Annotated in this window: 15 protein-coding genes; 13 read left to right on the top strand and 2 right to left on the bottom strand. The window is 61.9% G+C overall.

What is annotated here, in order from left to right:
* Nucleotides 1-397 precede the first annotated feature (397 nt).
* Genes IC757_RS13510 through IC757_RS13460 form a run of 11 tightly spaced genes read left to right on the top strand, consistent with a single transcriptional unit; the run spans nt 398 to nt 12,900 of the window.
* Entirely contained in the window at nt 398-1,033 is a 636-nt protein-coding gene (locus tag IC757_RS13510; RefSeq protein ID WP_223846140.1) for an XrtA/PEP-CTERM system exopolysaccharide export protein, read from the top strand.
* A 13-nt stretch (nt 1,034-1,046) separates the two neighbouring features.
* Entirely contained in the window at nt 1,047-2,591 is a 1,545-nt protein-coding gene (locus IC757_RS13505) for an XrtA system polysaccharide chain length determinant (protein ID WP_190974820.1), read from the top strand.
* Nucleotides 2,588-3,349, top strand: a complete 762-nt coding sequence (locus IC757_RS13500) for a tyrosine-protein kinase family protein (RefSeq protein ID WP_190974819.1) — start codon at nt 2,588-2,590, stop codon at nt 3,347-3,349. Before IC757_RS13505 ends, IC757_RS13500 begins: the two co-directional genes overlap by 4 nt.
* 10 nt (nt 3,350-3,359) lie before the next feature.
* Entirely contained in the window at nt 3,360-4,691 is a 1,332-nt protein-coding gene (locus IC757_RS13495; RefSeq protein WP_190974818.1) for a hypothetical protein, read from the top strand.
* Nucleotides 4,692-4,698: 7 nt separating this feature from the next.
* Nucleotides 4,699-5,916, top strand: a complete 1,218-nt coding sequence (locus IC757_RS13490) for a glycosyltransferase family 4 protein (RefSeq protein WP_190974817.1) — start codon at nt 4,699-4,701, stop codon at nt 5,914-5,916.
* Nucleotides 5,916-7,013, top strand: coding sequence for a glycosyltransferase (locus tag IC757_RS13485; RefSeq protein ID WP_190974816.1), 1,098 nt, complete (start codon nt 5,916-5,918; stop codon nt 7,011-7,013). The genes IC757_RS13490 and IC757_RS13485 overlap by 1 nt, the downstream gene beginning before the upstream one ends.
* Nucleotides 7,010-8,329, top strand: coding sequence for an O-antigen ligase family protein (locus IC757_RS13480; protein WP_190974815.1), 1,320 nt, complete (start codon nt 7,010-7,012; stop codon nt 8,327-8,329). The genes IC757_RS13485 and IC757_RS13480 overlap by 4 nt, the downstream gene beginning before the upstream one ends.
* Nucleotides 8,326-9,144 (top strand): polysaccharide deacetylase family protein, encoded by an 819-nt coding sequence (locus tag IC757_RS13475; protein WP_190974814.1) that lies wholly within the window; start codon nt 8,326-8,328, stop codon nt 9,142-9,144. The genes IC757_RS13480 and IC757_RS13475 overlap by 4 nt, the downstream gene beginning before the upstream one ends.
* Nucleotides 9,144-10,265: a glycosyltransferase gene (locus IC757_RS13470; RefSeq protein WP_190974813.1), complete on the top strand. Its 1,122-nt coding sequence runs from the start codon at nt 9,144-9,146 to the stop codon at nt 10,263-10,265. The genes IC757_RS13475 and IC757_RS13470 overlap by 1 nt, the downstream gene beginning before the upstream one ends.
* The gene (locus tag IC757_RS13465; protein ID WP_190974812.1) at nt 10,265-11,569 is read left to right on the top strand and encodes a glycosyltransferase family 4 protein; all 1,305 of its coding nucleotides are present in this window, start codon (nt 10,265-10,267) and stop codon (nt 11,567-11,569) included. The genes IC757_RS13470 and IC757_RS13465 overlap by 1 nt, the downstream gene beginning before the upstream one ends.
* The gene (locus IC757_RS13460; protein WP_190974811.1) at nt 11,563-12,900 is read left to right on the top strand and encodes a nucleotide sugar dehydrogenase; all 1,338 of its coding nucleotides are present in this window, start codon (nt 11,563-11,565) and stop codon (nt 12,898-12,900) included. The genes IC757_RS13465 and IC757_RS13460 overlap by 7 nt, the downstream gene beginning before the upstream one ends.
* A 237-nt stretch (nt 12,901-13,137) precedes the next feature.
* On the opposite strand, the gene IC757_RS16945 is transcribed toward IC757_RS13460, so the two are convergent.
* Entirely contained in the window at nt 13,138-13,725 is a 588-nt protein-coding gene (locus IC757_RS16945) for a serine O-acetyltransferase (RefSeq protein WP_190974810.1), read from the bottom strand.
* Nucleotides 13,726-13,977: 252 nt separating this feature from the next.
* Between IC757_RS16945 and IC757_RS13450 the strand changes: the two genes are divergently transcribed.
* Both IC757_RS13450 and IC757_RS13445 read left to right on the top strand, forming a co-directional pair.
* Nucleotides 13,978-14,835, top strand: coding sequence for a YdcF family protein (locus IC757_RS13450; RefSeq protein ID WP_190974809.1), 858 nt, complete (start codon nt 13,978-13,980; stop codon nt 14,833-14,835).
* Nucleotides 14,786-15,577: a class I SAM-dependent methyltransferase gene (locus tag IC757_RS13445; RefSeq protein ID WP_190974808.1), complete on the top strand. Its 792-nt coding sequence runs from the start codon at nt 14,786-14,788 to the stop codon at nt 15,575-15,577. Before IC757_RS13450 ends, IC757_RS13445 begins: the two co-directional genes overlap by 50 nt.
* A 163-nt stretch (nt 15,578-15,740) precedes the next feature.
* Here the strand turns inward: IC757_RS13445 and IC757_RS13440 are convergent, their stop codons facing one another.
* Nucleotides 15,741-16,970, bottom strand: coding sequence for an ISL3 family transposase (locus tag IC757_RS13440; RefSeq protein ID WP_190974807.1), 1,230 nt, complete (start codon nt 16,968-16,970; stop codon nt 15,741-15,743).
* Nucleotides 16,971-17,100: the final 130 nt, after the last annotated feature.

The raw sequence follows: 17,100 nt of genomic DNA, 5'->3' as shown, positions 1-17,100 counted from the left end.
ATACCCATTGCCAGGGCCGGCAACAGGACAATTGCACATTTCAGGGAATTCAATGTGTTCATAAGTCTTCTCCAGATTTCCAGATTTACCGGAAGACCGAATTGTCAGCCGGTGCCCATCGCACAACCGAAGCGGTCGGTTGCCAATGGGGAGCCGACAGTATTGATTGACGTCCTTCACCGGGTCTGTGCGTTGCGCCACAAACATTAATTTAACCACCGCTTTGGAGTTCCTCCTTCTTCAGCTCGCTTCGCTCTCATCCATCCCCTCAATGTTCGCTGACGCACGGAACAGAATCAGCTCCAGCGATAGATTACCGAAACGGGAAGAGTGACTTTTCCCGGACCGGCCAGGGCCGGTTTTTTCCCTGTCCGACCGACTACTGGAGGGTTGGCTGATGTTGTATTCAATTTATGGTCGCTTGCTGGTTCCGTTCACCCTCGCCGTGTTGATCGCACTGGGTGGTTGTGCGGGCCAGGCTGCGAAAAAATCCGCTCCGCCGCCGGTGACCGCCATGCCCGCCGCGGACTATCTGATCGGAGTCGACGATCAGATCCAGGTCAGTGTCTGGAACCACCCGGACCTCGGTGTCACCGTACCGGTACGCGCCGACGGCAGGATCACTATTCCCCTGATTGGTGACGTGCAGGCCGGCGGGCGTCGGCCGGTGGATGTGGCCGACGATGCCAGCCAAGCCCTGGCCGAGTTCATTCATGACCCCCAGGTCACCATCATCGTCGCCGAATTGCGCAGCCATGAATACCTGTCCCGCATACGCGTGACCGGGGCAGTGAACACGCCGGTCTCCCTGCCTCATCGCCAGGGCATGACGGTGCTCGATGCCATTCTCGCTGCCGGCGGCCCGAATGAGTTTGCCGCAGCCAATCGCAGCACACTGCATCGCCACCTGGACAACGGCACGATCGCCACCTACGAGCTGCCCTTGAAACGCATGCTCGAAGAGGGCGACCTGAGAGCCAATCACTTGCTGGCACCAGGCGATGTCGTCGTCGTGCCCCAACGCAACTTCTAGAGCGGGCCCGACCATGAATCAGCTACCCAACACCCCGCAGCCCATGCCATTGATGGAACTCCTTCCGGCCAGTCTGCGCGAGATGCAGCGCAGGCTGGCCTGGATGGCGATGCTGTTCGTGGCGATCGCACTGATCACTTTACTGATTGCCTTTTCCTGGCCCAAGCAGTACTACGCTTCGACCTCCATCCTGGTTTCCGAAGACAACATCATCCGCCAGTTGATGGACGGCCGGGCGGTAGCCACCAGCGTCTACGACCGGGCGGCGATCGCTCGAGAAGTGGTTTTCAGCCGCAAGGTCATGGACCAGGTGCTGGAGGCCGGTGGCTGGGAGATAACCGATTCGGAACAAGCCGAACGTGACCGCCTGGCCCGGACCGTCGAGTCGCGGACCACGATCGGTTCACGGCGAGACAACCTGATTTTCATTGAATACTGGGATACCGACCCGGTCCGTGCCAAGGCGGTGACCGCCAGCTTCGCCGAGCTGTTCATGGATGAAAGTGCCGAGGCCAAGCGCCGGGAAAGCCGTGAAGCCTATGAATTCATTGCCGCCCAGGTGGCCCAGTACCACAGCCGGCTGATCGGGGCCGAACTGCGCCTGAAGCAGTTTCGCGATGACAGTGAAGAGGCCCGGCCCGGCTCCGGCCTCGAGGTCAGCGCACGAGTGTCCGAATTGCGACGTGACCTGGCAAACTGGCGCATGCAGCAACAGGACCTGCGCTCGCGCATGCTCGCCTTGCAGGAACAGGTGGGAGAACTGGGCTCGGACACGCAGCTTGACAGCTACCAGAACCAGTTGCGCCAGCAAATCGCGCGCATGCAAAGCGAGCTTGACAGTCAGATGCTGGATCTGACCCCGCGCCACCCGGACGTGGTTCGTACGCGCCATCGGATCGAAGCGCTCAGGGAAGAACTGGCCGCCTCGGCCGACCGCATTCGCCGGGGAGAGGACACCAGCCGTACCCTGCACAGCCCCATGCACCAGGAACTGGGCAGTGCGCTGGCTGGGGTGCGGCGCGAAATCGCGGGTCAGGAAGCGCGCATTCGCGCCGGCGAGGCCCTGCTGGCCGAGGAGCGTCAGCGTGGTCGGCGGGTGGCCGAAAGCGATATCGAACTGGCCGAGCTCAGTCGCGATCACGAGGTCAACCAGTCCATTTATGCCGACCTGCTCGACCGGCTGGAAAATGCCCGCCTGTCGATGCGCATGGATGAAACAGGCCATGGACTGACCTTCAGCATTCACGAACCCGCCTTCGAACCGGCCCGTCCATCGGGCCTGCGATTTCTGCACATCGCCGCCGGTGGCCTGACAGCTGCTGTTGCCATGCCCCTGGGGCTGATCCTTTTGCTGGTTCGGCTCGATCCCCGGGTACGCTCGCCGCAGGCGCTCGAACGGGCCGCCGACTTGCCGCTACTGGCTGCCATGCCTCGCTACTGGACCAAGACCGACCGGCGCCACTGGTGGATCAGGGTTCGGCTGGCCGTACTGGCCCTTTTAATAACGATTCTCGCCTTTGCCGGAGCAGGCTGGTTGCGCCTGACGATGAGCATATGAAAACCAGCATTCACACGATCAATGATTCGGACAGTGACAGTACCGATGCCGACCAGGCACTGATCTCGTCACGGCAGTCCATTGCGCGAATGCCGGAAAGCCGAGCGTTGGCGCCAGACCAGCTCCACGAGCGGCGTCTGATCCATGCCGGTCTGCGCGACTATCACCAGCTCGACCTGTTTCGAGAGCTGCGGGCCAACGTGCTGCACAATTGCGCCAGTCGCAATCCCGTGATTCTGGTCACCGGTGTGAACGCTGGCTGTGGCACCAGCTTTCTGGCGCGCAACCTGGCGGTCTCGATTGCCTTCGATGAGGCCCGTACCGCCATTCTGATGGACTGCAACCTGCGTCGACCAGCCGTGGCCGCAAATTTTCTCCTGCCCGACAAGAGCAAGGGTCTCATGGACCTGTTCGGCCATGGCGACCCCGATCCAGCCCACATCATTCACCACAGCGGTGTGCCGCGCCTGAGGCTGATTCCGGCCGGCAACGGCGTTCTCAACGGCGTTGAATACTTCGCCTCGGTGCGCATGCGCGCCCTGATCCATGAAGTAAGCAGCCGATACGAGGATCGCTGCCTGGTCATCGATGCGCCGCCGGCACTGGGATCGCCCGATGCGCGAATCCTGGCCGAACATGCCGACCTGGTCGTGATCGTGGCCGGCGAAGCCCGCCACCGCGCCGAGACCATCCGTCGGGCCACGGCGGTTTTCCCCCGGGAACGCCTGGCCGGCGTGGTTTTCAATCACCTTCCATGAAAGGCGACCCATGAAACACACCCTCTCTATTCGCCTTGCCGCGATTCCCGTCGTGATGCTGGCGGTTGTCTGCGAGAACTCTTTTGCACAGGATCGGGGTCCGACCGCGACACCCCAACTCTACGAGTTGACCCTGGAGCTGGGCGTGGAGCACAGCGACAACCGGGCCCGCACCGATCCCCCCGGCAGCGACGAGACTGCCCTGGTGCCCCGAATGGTCCTGGATATGTTCCGGTCCGGCCAACGCACGACACTGCGCGCAGCCGGCCACGCCGACTTGCGACTCCCCCTTGACGGTCCCTTCGACAATGAATTTCAGGCCAACCTGGCCGGCCGGCTGAACTGGCACCTGATCGAAGACAGCCTGGACTGGATCGTCGAGAACGTGACCAGTGGCGCACCGCTGGACCTGACCGCCCAGGATACGCCGGACAACCGCCAGCAGACCAATGTATTCAGTACGGGGCCACGCTGGCTCATTCGTCCGGCGGCGCCCTGGAGCGGCCTGCTCGACGCGCGCTACATCCACAGCTACGCCGAAGACAGCGATGCATTCAATAGCGATCGATTGGTGTTGGCCGCTCGTGCACTGCGTCGGCTCGGTGGGGGCCGGCAGTTTTCGGCCGGTGTCGAAGCGACCGAGGTTCGTTATCGTGAAGATGAGTTTGCCACCGCCGATTATCAGCGCCTCGATCTGGTCGGGCGATACCGCGCCACGCGCGCGGCGCTTGACATGGACATTGCCGCCGGTCGCACACGAATCGATCTGGATCGCGGCGAGCGCTTCGAGGGCAACCTGGTTCGCCTGCGGCTGGTCTGGACCCTGGACGACCTTCACACCCTGGTGGCCAGTGCCGGGCACGAACTGTCCGACAGCGTGCGCCAGCTCGCCGCCGATATCGAGCAGCTCGACCTGCCCATCGCCGGCACCAGGCGGTTGCCGATCGGCAACGAGTTCTATGTGCTCGACAATGTCTCTCTCGGCTGGCGCTACCACTACGGTCGCCTGCGCGGATCGCTGACCGCGGCCTGGCGTGACTACCAGTTCGAGCTCGATCCGCTGCTCGACATCGAGGAATACGGGATCGACCTGGGCCTGACCTGGCAACTGGCCCCGACCATGGCCCTGGACGGCGGGGTCGGTCTGGACCGACGCCGATTTCGCATGAGCGATCAGCGCGACACCGACGCCCGGTTATCGCTGTTTCTGGTCCGCCAGTTCAATCCGCGCTGGTCCGGCCGTGTCGGCGCCGTACGTCATCAACGCGACAGCAACATCGTGGGCGAGGACAGCCGCGAAAACATCGTGGCGGTTTACCTGGCCTACCATACCGGGCGCTGACCGGATCATGAGTACGTTACTGGAACTGCCGGCAAGAACCCCGACGGCGAAACCCTCCGTAAATCCCGGTTCAGCTACGGGGGGTCGCCGCCTGCGCATGCTGGTGGTCACCGATACCGACCTGGTGCTGCGCGGCGGCAGCGAACGGTTCCTGACCCATCTGCTCGAGGGACTGGATCCGGATCGATTCTCGGTCGATGTCGTCCAGCTCGATCGCGGCGACAGTACTTGCGGCCTGCAGGCGATTCCGATCTCGCGCAGTAACATTCGGCTCGAATATCGACCGGTCCGCGCCATTTACGGCCTTGCGGCCTGGAAAGTCTGGCGTGAACTGCGGGCCCGGGTCAGTCGTGGCGACTATGACCTGGTCCAGTCGCAGCATGAAAAATCCGACCTGTTGTGCGCCTTGCTGCCCTCCGGCCCGCTGCGCATCAGCAATCGTCGTGATACCGGCTTTCAGAAGGGTTTGATGCTGCGCCTGCTGTTCGTGTTGCTCAATCATCGATTCGACCTGGTCATCGCCCCGGCCCGGGCCATTCTGACGCAACTGGTCGAGCACGCAGGCATCGATCAAGAGCAGACCCATTGCCTGCCCAATGGCGTGGACTGCGAGCACTTTCTACCCTGGTCCGGTGACGAGCACTGTGCACGGCGACAGGCGCATGCCCTGCCGCCACAACAGTACCTGTTCGGCTGTGCGGCCCGCATGGTGCCGGTCAAACGGCACCGCGATCTGATCGATGCATTCGCCCAGGTCGCCAGTGTCCATCCACAAGCCGGCCTGGTCCTGATCGGCCGGGGGCCACTTGAAGCCGAGCTGCGCGCTCGGGTCGCCGGATACGGCTTGACCGACCGGGTGGTCTTTCACGGCGAAGAGGCGGATATGGCCAGCCTACTGCCGCTGCTCGACGCGTTTGTCATGGCATCGAGCAGTGAGGGTCTGTCCAACGCCATCATCGAGGCCATGGCCTGTGGCCTGCCGACCATCGCCACGGCGGTCGGCGGCAACACCGAACTGGTGGAAGCCGGCCTGAACGGCTTCCTGGTCCCCCCTAGCGCACCCGATCAGATCGCATTGGCCATGGGGGAGTTTCTGACCCGCCCGGACCTCGGGCGGACCATGGGTCGCCATGCCCGCACACGAGCTGTCGAACAATTCTCCCTGCCGGGGATGATTGCAGGCTACTCCTCGTTCTACCAAAGTCTCCAGCCGGAGATCGGCTGATGAGGTTCGCGATCACGCACCTGCGCTCCAGCAGCGGGCTGTACGGTGCCGAACACATGATTCTGGAACTGTGCCGGCAGCAGTCCAGTCATTACCCGCAAACCCGGCTACTGGTCTTTGCCCCGGCCGGGCAAGGGCCGGGCGATCTGTTGCTCGAGGCCCACTCACGCCACTTGCCGGTCGCCTCCCTGCCCTGCCGCGGCGCATTTGATCCGGGCTGTGTGCTCGATCTGCGCCGGCGGCTGCGTGCCGATACCGGCAACCACCGTGCCGTACTGCACTGCCACGACTACAAATCGGTGGTCTATGGGGGGCTGGCCTCGGCCGGCCTGCCCGTGACCCGGATTGCAACACTGCACGGCTGGCTGGATGATCACCGCCGACTGCGGCTCTATCACTGGATGGAGGCGCGCATGCTCCAGGGGTTTCAACAGGTCTGCGCGGTATCACCCGCGATTGCCGATCGCCTGTCCGACCAGGGCCTGGAGCCGGCGCTGATCTGCCGTGTCAACAACGGCATCGATATCAGCCGCTTCCGGCCGCGCCGACACGACCAGAATCACTCCGGTCGTCTGCTGCTGGGCACCGCGGCACGCTTGTCGCCGGAAAAAAACCTCAAGATGCTGATTCAAGTGATCGCGACCTGCCGCGACCAGGGGCGCAAGTTCGACCTGGAGATTGTCGGCGAGGGGCCGCAACGGCAAGAACTCGAGAACCTGGTCCGGCAGCTCGACCTCGGCGATCAGGTCAGGCTGCCCGGCAACATCAACGGACTGGAGCACTGGTACCCGCGCCTGGACGCTTTCGTGCTGCCGTCACTGACCGAAGGCATGCCATTGACGGTACTCGAGTCACTGTCGTGCGGTTGCCCGGTGATTGCCTCGGCCGCCGGCTCCATACCCGAACTGCTTGAAGGGCTGGCCGGCTGCCGGACGGTCCGCCCGGGTGACGCCCCCGGCCTGACCGCGGCCCTGCTTGAACTGCCTGCCGCCGGGTTGCCGCTGATGGCGGCTCACCAGCGCATCAGCCAACATTATTCCAGCGCGCACATGGCCACCCGTTACAGCGGCATCTACCGCTCGGCGGTGACGGGATGAACGTGAACGCGACCACGGTCGAGTCGAACACGGTCGCAACCCTGAACCATGCGCGGCCGGCCCGCCAGAACTGGGCGCTGTACCTGTTCGTGATCCTGATACCACTGCAGAATATCTACGTGCAGTATGTGCCCGACTTTGGCGGCGGCCTGAACTTTCTCAACCTGATGTTGATCGCCTCCTTCCTGATGGCCCTGCGCTGCGGCGGCGGCCTGGTGCGCGGCACCGGGGTCAATGGCTGGGTCATGCTTTACCTGGCCGGCGGCGTGCTCGCCCTCATGATCGGCCTGGCCAATGTCGCCGACGCTTCCGGCCACGGCAATGCCCTCAAGGACAAGTCCATCGCCGTGTTATTCGTCTTTCTTGCCCAGATGAGCGTGACCGACCGGGTTGGCCTCAAGCGCATGTTCCTGGCCTCGCTGCTTCCCCTGCCCTACATGTTCTATGTGCTGCGCGACCAGAGTTCCGCCGTCAGCGCCTGGCATTACACCGACCACATGCGCATCAGTGCCACCTTCATGGATCTGGGCGCCAATGAAATGGCGGCTTTTTTCGTCACCGCCTGCCTGGTGGCATTCGGGTTGGTCATAGGCTCACGCGTCGGCTGGGTCTGGCGGGCCGTCTATGCCATGGCCGCCGGGCTGACGGCCGTCGGCGTGGTGCTGAGCTATTCGCGCACCGCCTATATTGCCATCCTCGCAGGCCTGGCCGTCACCCTGCTCCTGTCGAAAGCCCGGTGGCAGCTGTTGCTGCCGGCCCTGGCCCTGCTCGTGGTGCTGCCCCTGATCATGCCGCCGGCTGCCATGGAGCGATTCCAGACCATTTCGATCGAAGAGGAGCACCGCGACGAAAGCACGGACTCTCGCTTCGTGTTCTGGGAAGAAGCGATTCACCATTTCAAAAAGCGCCCGCTGCTCGGCATCGGATTTCATAATTTCCACCACGCCGAATTCAGTTCTCACGAAATGGATGTGCACAATTTCTTCCTGCGCGAACTCGTGGAAAAAGGCGTGCTCGGGGCGGTAATCCTGCTCGGGCTGATCTGGAGTATCACCCGTCTTCTCTGGCGAGGCCTGGCCATCGCCAGGCCTGGCAGCTGGTACGTTGGCCTGATGCTGGGCCTGGCCGGGGCCTGGGTCGCGCTGTTGATCGGCAACGTCTTTGGCGATCGCTTCACCCACTACGCAATGATTGCCCATTTCTGGCTGTATGTGGGGCTGGCTCTGCGTGGCCTGCAATTGCGCCATGCCGAACTGGATGTCCAGCCGGATGCCGCGCCGGATCCCGAGCTGAGTGACAGGGAGAGCACCCCATGAGCACGCCGAACGACTCGCTGATGTCGCCGCCACCGGGCCGCTTGCTGGTGTTGATGTATCACGGCCTCCATGAATCGCGCACCGATCGTGGAAGATTCGATCCGCGTTACAGCCTCCAACCCGGGAAATTTGCCGCGCAAATGCACTACTTGAGTGAGCTGGGTGTGGCCGGCTGGTTGCCGGTGACCGGCGAGGCACTGGTGGCGCCGGAGGCGCCGGCAGGCCGGCAGATGGTGCTGATCACATTCGACGATGGTGATGCCAGCAACGTCGAAAAGGCGCTGCCGATGCTCCAGGAAGCGGGCCTGACGGCGGTCTTTTTCATCACCCGGAATTTTGTCGGTCAGCGCGGCATGATCTCGCGCGCCGGGATCCGTAAGCTGGCCGATGCCGGCATGGTCATCGGCTCGCACGGGCTTTCGCATCGATTTCTCAATACCCTGTCTCCGGCGGCGCTCGCGATCGAGCTTTCCAGCAGCCGTGATTTTCTGCAACAGATCACCGGCCGGGAGGTCAAGCTGCTTTCCCTGCCCGGCGGACGAGGCGGGCCTCGCGAGATCGAGGCGGCGCATACCGCCGGCTACCGCAGCGTGTTCGGTTCCAGGCCGGGCAATAACGTGGCCACGCCGGCCGGTGGCCTGATCGATCGTGTGGTGATCACGCGGCGGACCAACAGCCAAGCGTTTGAACAACTGGTTCGCTGGCAGGGACCGGCGGTATGGCGTCAGTGTGCCCGTTACCGTGTGCTGGGCTTGCCCAGGCGCTTGCTGGGCGACCGTGTCTACAACCGCCTGCGTCAACTGGTGGTGCACTGATGCCTGAGCTGATCTTCATCACGGCCCTCCTACTGGCCGGCTGGACTTTCGCCGGCTATCCGGCGCTGGCGGTATGGCTGGCACGCAGACGCGAGAAGGCCCCCTTGCCGGCTACTGTCGAGCTGGCCGACGTCACCGTGATCGTGGCGGCGCGCAACGAGGCTGAGCGGATCGGCGCGCGGGTGACCAACCTGCTCGAGTCGGATTATCCGGCAGCACGGCTCAAGATACTGGTCATCGACGACGGCAGCAGTGATACGACGGCGACGGCCGCGCTGGTCAGTGAAGACCCGCGCGTCCAGGTGCTGCGCCTGCCCGAATCGCTTGGCAAGGCCGCCGCTCTGAACGCCGGCATGCACCGGGTGGCAACGCCGCTGACGGTGTTTGCCGACGCCCGCCAGGCCTTCTCCGGAAATGCCGTCAGCGCACTGGTCAGTGCGTTTTCCGACGCCAGAGTCGGCGTGGCTGCCGGCCACCTGGTGCTGCCCGGAAACGAAAGCAGCGGGCTGTACTGGCGCATTGAAAGCGCCTTGCGCCATGCCGAGTCGACCCTGGGCTGGGCCCATGCGGCCAGCGGCGCGATCTATGCCATTCGCACACCCCTGTATCAGCCGATGCCGGAAGGGCTGCTGCTCGATGATGTCTGGATCCCGCTGCAGGCGCTCAAGCATGGCTTTCGAATCGTCGATGCGCCAGACGCGCTGGCCGTTGAGCCACAGGCCGTGGCCCCGTCCGCGGAATTCAGGCGCAAGCTCAGAACCCTGGTCGGCAACTGGCAACTGATGGCGGCCGCACCCTGGCTGCTGAACCCCTGGCGCAATCCGGTGTTTTTCCCCTGGCTGTCGCACAAGATGGCGCGACTGCTCGCGCCCTGGGCACTGCTGGCAGCACTGATCGCTTCGATGGTATCGACCACCCCATGGATGCGCTGGGCACTGATCGCACAACTGCTGGCCTATACGGTGGCCACCGCAGCACTGCTGGCCCCGCGCCTGGCTCGCCGAGTGCCGCTGGCCACCGCGGCCGGCAGCTTTCTGCTGCTCAACCTGGCCGCATTGCTGTCGCTGCCACGATTCCTGATACGGCCGGATCGATCCACATTATGGAAAGGGAGAGACTGATGGCGCGCATCCTGTTTGTCACCAGCCGCCTGCCGTTCCCGCCGACCGAGGGCCATCAGTTGCGTGCCTGGCACCTGCTGCGGGCCGCTGCCAGGGATCATCAGGTCACCCTGCTGAGTCTGCGGCGTCCTGACGAGCCGCCGCTGCCGGAAACTCTTCCCGGCATCAAACTGGACGGCGTTCATCAGATCGATCTGCCGACCTTGAGATGGCCACACCAGTTCGTGGGCCTGGAGCTGCATGGGCTGCTGACAGGGCAAACCCTGCTGGACCTGCGTTACCGCCCCAGTGCGCTGCAACAGCGCTTCGATCAACTCGTGCAGCAGGCAGACCTGGTTCACCTGGACATTCTGGCCGTGGCCGGCCTGCTCAAGCAGGTGCCCGAAGGCGTACCGACCGTACTCAACGAGCACAACGTCGAAAGCCTGCTGGCCCACAAGCGGGTCGAGATCGAAAAACGCCCGCTGCACCGCTGGCTGCTGCGACTCAAGAACCGCGGCCTGGAAAGCTTCGAGCGCTCGGCCTGCACCCGCGCGGACGGGGTACTGGCCTGCTCACAGGAAGATGCCGAACGCCTGCTGGCGCTGGCGCCGGGTTGTCGGGTCAGCGTTGTTCCCAACGGGGTGGATCTCGAGGCATTCAGGCCGGGCAGGCCCGGGATCGAGAAGGGCGGGTCGATGGTGTTTGTCGGGCACATGGACTGGTTCCCGAACCGCGATGGCATGGATTTTTTCATTGCCGAGGTCCTGCCGTTGCTGAAAGCGCATTACAACCTGAACCTGGAGGTCATCGGCCGCAACCCGAATCCTTCCGTACCGAAGGCTGGGTCCGGGCGAGTGAAATTCTCCGGCTTCGTCGATGACCTCCAGGCCCGGGTTCAGCGCGCCGCGGTCTTTATCGTGCCGCTGCGTGCCGGCAGCGGAACGCGCCTGAAAATTCTCGAAGCCATGGCCATGGGCAAGGCCATCGTCAGTACACGAATCGGTGCCGAAGGCATTGGCCTGGTCGACGGGGACAGCGCCTGCCTGGCCGATACCGCAGAGGAGTTCGCCGGCGCCATCAACCGGCTGCTGAACGATCCCGAGCTTCGTGACCGCCTGGGCCGACGAGCCCGTCATCTGGCCGAGCAACACTATGGCTGGACTGTGATCGGCGAGCGATTGCTGGCAACTTACCAGTCCCTTCTGCAGACAAAGGCAGAACCCGCCCACCGTATCGAGCGGACGAACCGACATGAGACCCGGCCGAACGACCAGGCCCATGAACACAGTAAACAGACACACGGAAATCAGGATCCATGCTGAGCGATATCACAACACGGCTTTCCGAACTGCAGGCCGGACAGACGAAGCTGGCGGTCATCGGGCTGGGTTATGTCGGCTTTCCACTGGCGGTCCATTTCGGCCAGCACTTCCAGACGATCGGTTATGACAGCAACACCAAGCGGGTCGACCAGCTCAACCATGGTGTGGACTTCACCCATGAAATCGAAAGCGATCAGATCGAGAAGGCTGACAAGCTGGTTCTGACCAGTGATCCGGAATACTTGAGCGACTGCCAGGTCTATATCGTTGCCGTTCCAACCCCCATCGACCAGGCCAAGCGGCCGGACCTGGAACCGCTGCTGTCCGCCTCCCGGCTGATTGCGGCATATCTCAAGCCCGGCGATGTGGTGATTTTTGAATCAACCGTCTATCCCGGCGCCACCGAAGAGGATTGCGTGCCCGTCCTCGAGCAAGGTTCGGGACTGGTCTATCAACAGGGTTCGGATCCCCCGCCGGGGGAAACGGATCACCTGTTCTATTGCGGCTACAGTCCGGAGAGAATCAACCCCGGCGATCGCGAGCATGGACTGACCGATATCCTGAAAGTCACCTCGGGCAGCACGCCGCAGGTGGCCGACTTCGTCGATCAGCTCTATCTTGAGATCATTCGCGCAGGCACCTTCCGCGCCCAGAGTATCCGCATCGCTGAAGCCGCCAAGGTAATCGAGAATATCCAGCGTGACCTCAACATCGCCCTGGTCAACGAATTGGCCATCCTGTTCAACCGGATGGACATCGACACCGCCAGCGTACTGGCCGCGGCCGGCTCAAAATGGAACTTCCTGCCATTCAAGCCGGGCCTGGTCGGTGGCCACTGCATTGGCGTCGACCCCTACTACCTGACCTACAAGGCCCAGTCGATCGGCTTCCATCCCGAAGTGATCCTGGCCGGGCGCCGGGTCAATGACGGCATGGGTATTTTTGTCGCCGGTGAGTTGATCAAGCTGATGGCCCGGGCCGGCGTCTACCGCCCGCAAGCCCGCGTGCTGGTGCTGGGACTGAGCTTCAAGGAAAACTGTCCGGACCTGCGCAACACCCGCGTGATCGACGTGATCCGCGAGCTGGAATCCTTCAACCTGGAAGTGGACGTGCACGACCCCTGGGTCAGTCATGACGAGGCCCGCGAAGTGCATGGGCTGGAGCTGGTCGACCCGGCTCCCGAAGGCGCCTACGACGGCGTGATCATGGCGGTGGCCCATCAGCAGTTCCTGGATCGCCAGAATGACTTGAAGCGCTACCTTGCCCCGGGCGGGGTTCTGTATGACGTGCGTTCGGTTCTGGCCCGCGACCTGGTTGACGGGCGGCTTTGAGTCAGGAGGGGACCGTCTTTTCTGAGCCTGCAGCGGGATCGATGCGTTCGCATTTCATGGCGGGCCGCTCAGGCCCGTTCGAGGGATCAAGGTGGAAGTCAATCGAAAGCATTGAAAGCGAAAAGAGGGAAGAACGGATTATGGAACCTCTGAACAACTCTGCGCGGGCGCGACGGAGCCTGGGAGAATTTCTCAGATCGTGCTTGCCTCGAAAGGCGGCCTTTTCAAACAAGGCCTTTATCTCCCGGTATTCTGTCTATGCCTGTCCCAGTATTCTGTGTTACTCCAGAATTTGGTCGGCTTGTTGACGGCGGGGACGCCGGCAGCCAGATGATGCGACGGCACGTCCTTGAGCACCACGGCATTGGCCCCCACCAACGTGAAGTCGCCTACGTGCACGCCGCCAAGTATCTTCGCGCCGACGCCGATGCGCACGTGGTTGCCGATCCTCGGCACCCCCTCGTCGCCATCGTTGGCGCGGCTGACGATGCAGACGCCGTTGTTGACGGTGCAATTATTGCCGATGACGACCCCGTTGGTAATCAGCAGCCCGCGGCCGGTATGAACGGTGAGGCAACGACCGATCCGCGCGCCGGGGCGAATGTCGGCACCAGTGACGGTGGAAACAAACAGGTTCACGATGACATAAATCAGGCGCGCGAGGTGGCTGACTACGGGCACGCGCAACCGCACGGCCCACGCACCGAAGCGATAGGTCGCCACCAGCCAGAAATAACGATTGGAGAAAGCCCCCCAGAACGTGTGGCCGGGTAACCCGCGCCAGTACCAGAGAAAATCGTCGGCAATTTGTTGCGGCAGGTTCATCGGCGACCTTCAGGAATGGTGGAATTCAAGCTATGCCATCTTCCTCGAATTTTCAAGCTTTCAACCACAAAGCCCACGTTGCCTCCGACTGACACGGGATCGGGGATTTCATGACAGTTTGCTCTGCCACCATGACCTGCGTTCGGTCCTGACTCGCGGCCTTGTAGACGGAAGCCCTTGAGCCGACAGATGCGGCCAATGTTCGCCATCGCACAGTCGGATGGGTGAGGTTTCGTCAATCATTGGCAGCCCATGACCTGGTATTCACCACTCATACCGCTACTGGTCGGCATGGCGCTACTGGCCGTGTCCGCCTTCATGTCCCGGCCTCGCCTGGCCATTATTGGTCTGTTGCTGGCTCTGCCGGGCTACGTGCTGATGACCCCACTGGGCGCCAATCTGCTGGTTCTGACCATCGAACACCGTACCAAGGCAGCCGAAACAGCCCCGGTCTGTGATCAAGTCCAGGCCGCGGTGCTGTTGTCCGGTGGGCTGAATCGTCCGGCCGAAACGACCAGCGACTTTGGTGCGCTGTCGCCGGAAACCCTGGCCCGGATCTTTGCCTGGCGGAATCGCGATTTGACAACAGATGCGCCCATCCGGCCCCTGACCATTGCCGGGGGCGGTCCGTTTCGCATTCCCGAGGCCGAGGTGATTGGTTCATTCCTGCGCCTGATCGATCCCGACGAACCGCCATTGCAACTCGAAATAGCCTCGGCCAACACCTGGGAAAGTGCCAAGGCAGTGCGCAAGTTGCTGCCGGAGTCGACCAGCCGCATTCTGCTGGCATCCAGTGCCCTGCATCTGCCACGTGCATCATTTGCCTTTGAACAGGCCGGATTCGAGGTTTGCCCCCTGGCGCTCAATCGTCACTACCTGGCGGTCACCGGCTGGACAACCCTGTTGCCGCAATCCTCATCCCTGGCCAAGAGCGAGTCTGCACTTCACGAGATCCTTGGTGAACTTTCCTACCGCATCAATCCGCCAGACACCCCGGTTACCGTTCCTCATTCCCGTGAGCAAGGCCATGATCAAGAGAGCAGCAAGAAAAGCCGACGGCTTGTTATTCAACAGCTTCATTCAGCGTCGTTTCACCTGGCTGGCGACTGATGCCATTGCCGCATCGGTCGAATCCAGCCGCGCCATCGACAACTTCAAGAGAGACTTTGAATTCCGCCATGTCACTCATTATGACCAGCGATGGACTCTGCTTTCCGAGCTGTGTGATCGCCATGGCTCCGACAAGGGCCAGTTACGATCGGATGAACAACCATACGACTGGCCAGCGCATACCTATACCGAGCACTACAATACGCTATACGATCATTGCCGGGAGCATGTAGCCAACGTATTCGAGTGCGGCCTGGGCACCAACAATACCGAGTTTCGATCGAACATGGGCATTCACGGTCGACCCGGCGCCTCACTACGGGTATGGCGCGATTACTTTCCGCAGGCCAGCATTGTCGGGGCCGATATCGATGCCGGCGTTCTGTTCACTGAACCGCGCATCCTGACATTCCAGGTCGACCAGACCGATCCCGAGTCCATCGCATCACTCTGGCGCAAGGTCGAGGTAGAGTGTTTTGATCTGATGATTGATGATGGACTGCATGAGTTCGATGCCGGATCGTGCCTGTTCATGCACTCGATTCACAAGCTGTCATCCAATGGCATTTACGTCATCGAAGATGTCAAGGCTACTGACCTGGCCAGCTATCGGAAATTCTTTGTTTCGCGCCCCTACATGGTCGACTATGTCAATCTGCATCGGCCGGACATGGAGGTCGAAAACAACAGCATGATCATTATCCGCCATGCTCTGCGTGCCGACCAAAAGAATCTCGAATAGAAATCTCCAGAAATTTCTTCCTCTGCGACCTTCGCGCCTCCGTGCCTATCATCAAACAGATTCCACTCCTTGACTTGACTGAAAAGCAAAAGCATTCACCACAGAGAACACAGAGCTCACAGAGCAATTAAATAAGGCTCTTCACTAAATCGTGTGGGTAGCATCACTTCGTGACTGCATCGGGATACAGGTCAAGGCCACCAAGATGAAAGTAGATCGCTGCTCTGAACCGGTCTCGATTGCGGAATCCCCGAGCATCGCGCTTGAGCTTCTGGATCAGTGTGTTGAAACCTTCCGCTCGGGCATTGGTTACGCCGGTGACCACGGCGGTCACGATCCCATCAAGATGATTTTTGATCATCCGAGCCACCTTCTTGATCGGCTCGAGTTGAGAGCGAATCGCCCAGCTGTACCAGCTCTGCCAGCCGCGCCGGGCCCAGCCGCGGGATTTGTAGTCCCAAAGGCACATCGCATGGGTCTTGATCGCCCAAGCCCGCGCAGTCTTGAGGTTCGCGGACTTCAGCCCTGCAAAGTACTCCCAGGCCCTGTCGGTCATTCGGTCAGGATGCTGCAGCCACAGATACTTGGTGCTGGTCAGCACAGAATCGCCTGTCGCGGACTGAAGCGCCTTGTGTTCGGCCCGACGTACCAGGTCAACCGCATCCCCCAAATGCTTGGCGACATGGAACTTGTCAAACGCGATCTTCATCCAGGCATCGGGCACATGCGCGACCGTCGAGCGTATGTAGGGCGACCACATGTCCATCGCCACCGTATTAAGCCCGGCCAGCATCTCGGGCGGTTGTGCGGCATACCACCCGTCAAGAGCGTCCCGGCCGCGGCCGTCGGCCACATGCAGAACCCGGTCCTCGGTGCTCACGACCGTGACATACTCATGCTGCTTTTGAAACGAGGTCTCATCGATGCCAATGTCCTCAGGAAAACACTGCGCTCGCCGCGCCAATCCCCGGCGAACCGCCCGTTCCTGAACACCGGCAACCACCGACCAGCCCAGATCCAACCGGTTGGCGACTTCCGAGATCGTGGCCACCTTGAGCCAGTCGATCAGCAAGGCCTCAAACAGCGCCGTCAGCCGGCTGTTGCCTTCGGCCCAGGGAACCGGCACCTGGTGGACACCGTGCTCCTGACACTCCACTCGCGGCACCTCGGCCACCAGCCAGGTCTTGTACTGGCAGGTATCCAGATGGCGCCACTTGCGCGTTCGGGTGTCGTAGCCCGGGCAACTTGCAGCACATTGCGGACAGGACAACCCTTCACCCGAATGCCGAATATGGACGGTCACGCCGGTACCGGGCAGATCAACTTCCACCTCGGAAACCTCCCAGGGTGCTTGGATACCAAGAATCTGTCGGTAGAGCTCACGGTCGTGCATGATAATGGACTTGAATCGGGGCCAGCAGGTAGCCTATCCGAAGCGGTCAACCCACACAAAGTCGGGAAGAGCCTTAAATAATTACTTTTCTCTGTGTCCTCTGTGTTCTCTGTGGTTCAATCTTTATTCC

The sequence above is a fragment of the Wenzhouxiangella sp. AB-CW3 genome (assembly GCF_014725735.1).
In the GTDB taxonomy this organism is placed as follows: Bacteria; Pseudomonadota; Gammaproteobacteria; order Xanthomonadales; family Wenzhouxiangellaceae; genus Wenzhouxiangella.
The sequence above is the reverse complement of the archived record's forward strand: the minus strand, read 5'-3'. Positions and strand labels throughout refer to the sequence as shown.

Excerpts from the sequence above, each read along its gene's own strand:
- IC757_RS13510 (WP_223846140.1), top strand. The coding sequence starts at position 398 with ATGTTGTATTCAATTTATGGTCGCTTGCTGGTTCCGTTCACCCTCGCC.
- IC757_RS13505 (WP_190974820.1), top strand. The coding sequence starts at position 1,047 with ATGAATCAGCTACCCAACACCCCGCAGCCCATGCCATTGATGGAACTC.
- IC757_RS13500 (WP_190974819.1), top strand. The coding sequence starts at position 2,588 with ATGAAAACCAGCATTCACACGATCAATGATTCGGACAGTGACAGTACC.
- IC757_RS13495 (WP_190974818.1), top strand. The coding sequence starts at position 3,360 with ATGAAACACACCCTCTCTATTCGCCTTGCCGCGATTCCCGTCGTGATG.
- IC757_RS13490 (WP_190974817.1), top strand. The coding sequence starts at position 4,699 with ATGAGTACGTTACTGGAACTGCCGGCAAGAACCCCGACGGCGAAACCC.
- IC757_RS13485 (WP_190974816.1), top strand. The coding sequence starts at position 5,916 with ATGAGGTTCGCGATCACGCACCTGCGCTCCAGCAGCGGGCTGTACGGT.
- IC757_RS13480 (WP_190974815.1), top strand. The coding sequence starts at position 7,010 with ATGAACGTGAACGCGACCACGGTCGAGTCGAACACGGTCGCAACCCTG.
- IC757_RS13475 (WP_190974814.1), top strand. The coding sequence starts at position 8,326 with ATGAGCACGCCGAACGACTCGCTGATGTCGCCGCCACCGGGCCGCTTG.
- IC757_RS13470 (WP_190974813.1), top strand. The coding sequence starts at position 9,144 with ATGCCTGAGCTGATCTTCATCACGGCCCTCCTACTGGCCGGCTGGACT.
- IC757_RS13465 (WP_190974812.1), top strand. The coding sequence starts at position 10,265 with ATGGCGCGCATCCTGTTTGTCACCAGCCGCCTGCCGTTCCCGCCGACC.
- IC757_RS13460 (WP_190974811.1), top strand. The coding sequence starts at position 11,563 with ATGCTGAGCGATATCACAACACGGCTTTCCGAACTGCAGGCCGGACAG.
- IC757_RS16945 (WP_190974810.1), bottom strand. The coding sequence starts at position 13,725 with ATGAACCTGCCGCAACAAATTGCCGACGATTTTCTCTGGTACTGGCGC.
- IC757_RS13450 (WP_190974809.1), top strand. The coding sequence starts at position 13,978 with ATGACCTGGTATTCACCACTCATACCGCTACTGGTCGGCATGGCGCTA.
- IC757_RS13440 (WP_190974807.1), bottom strand. The coding sequence starts at position 16,970 with ATGCACGACCGTGAGCTCTACCGACAGATTCTTGGTATCCAAGCACCC.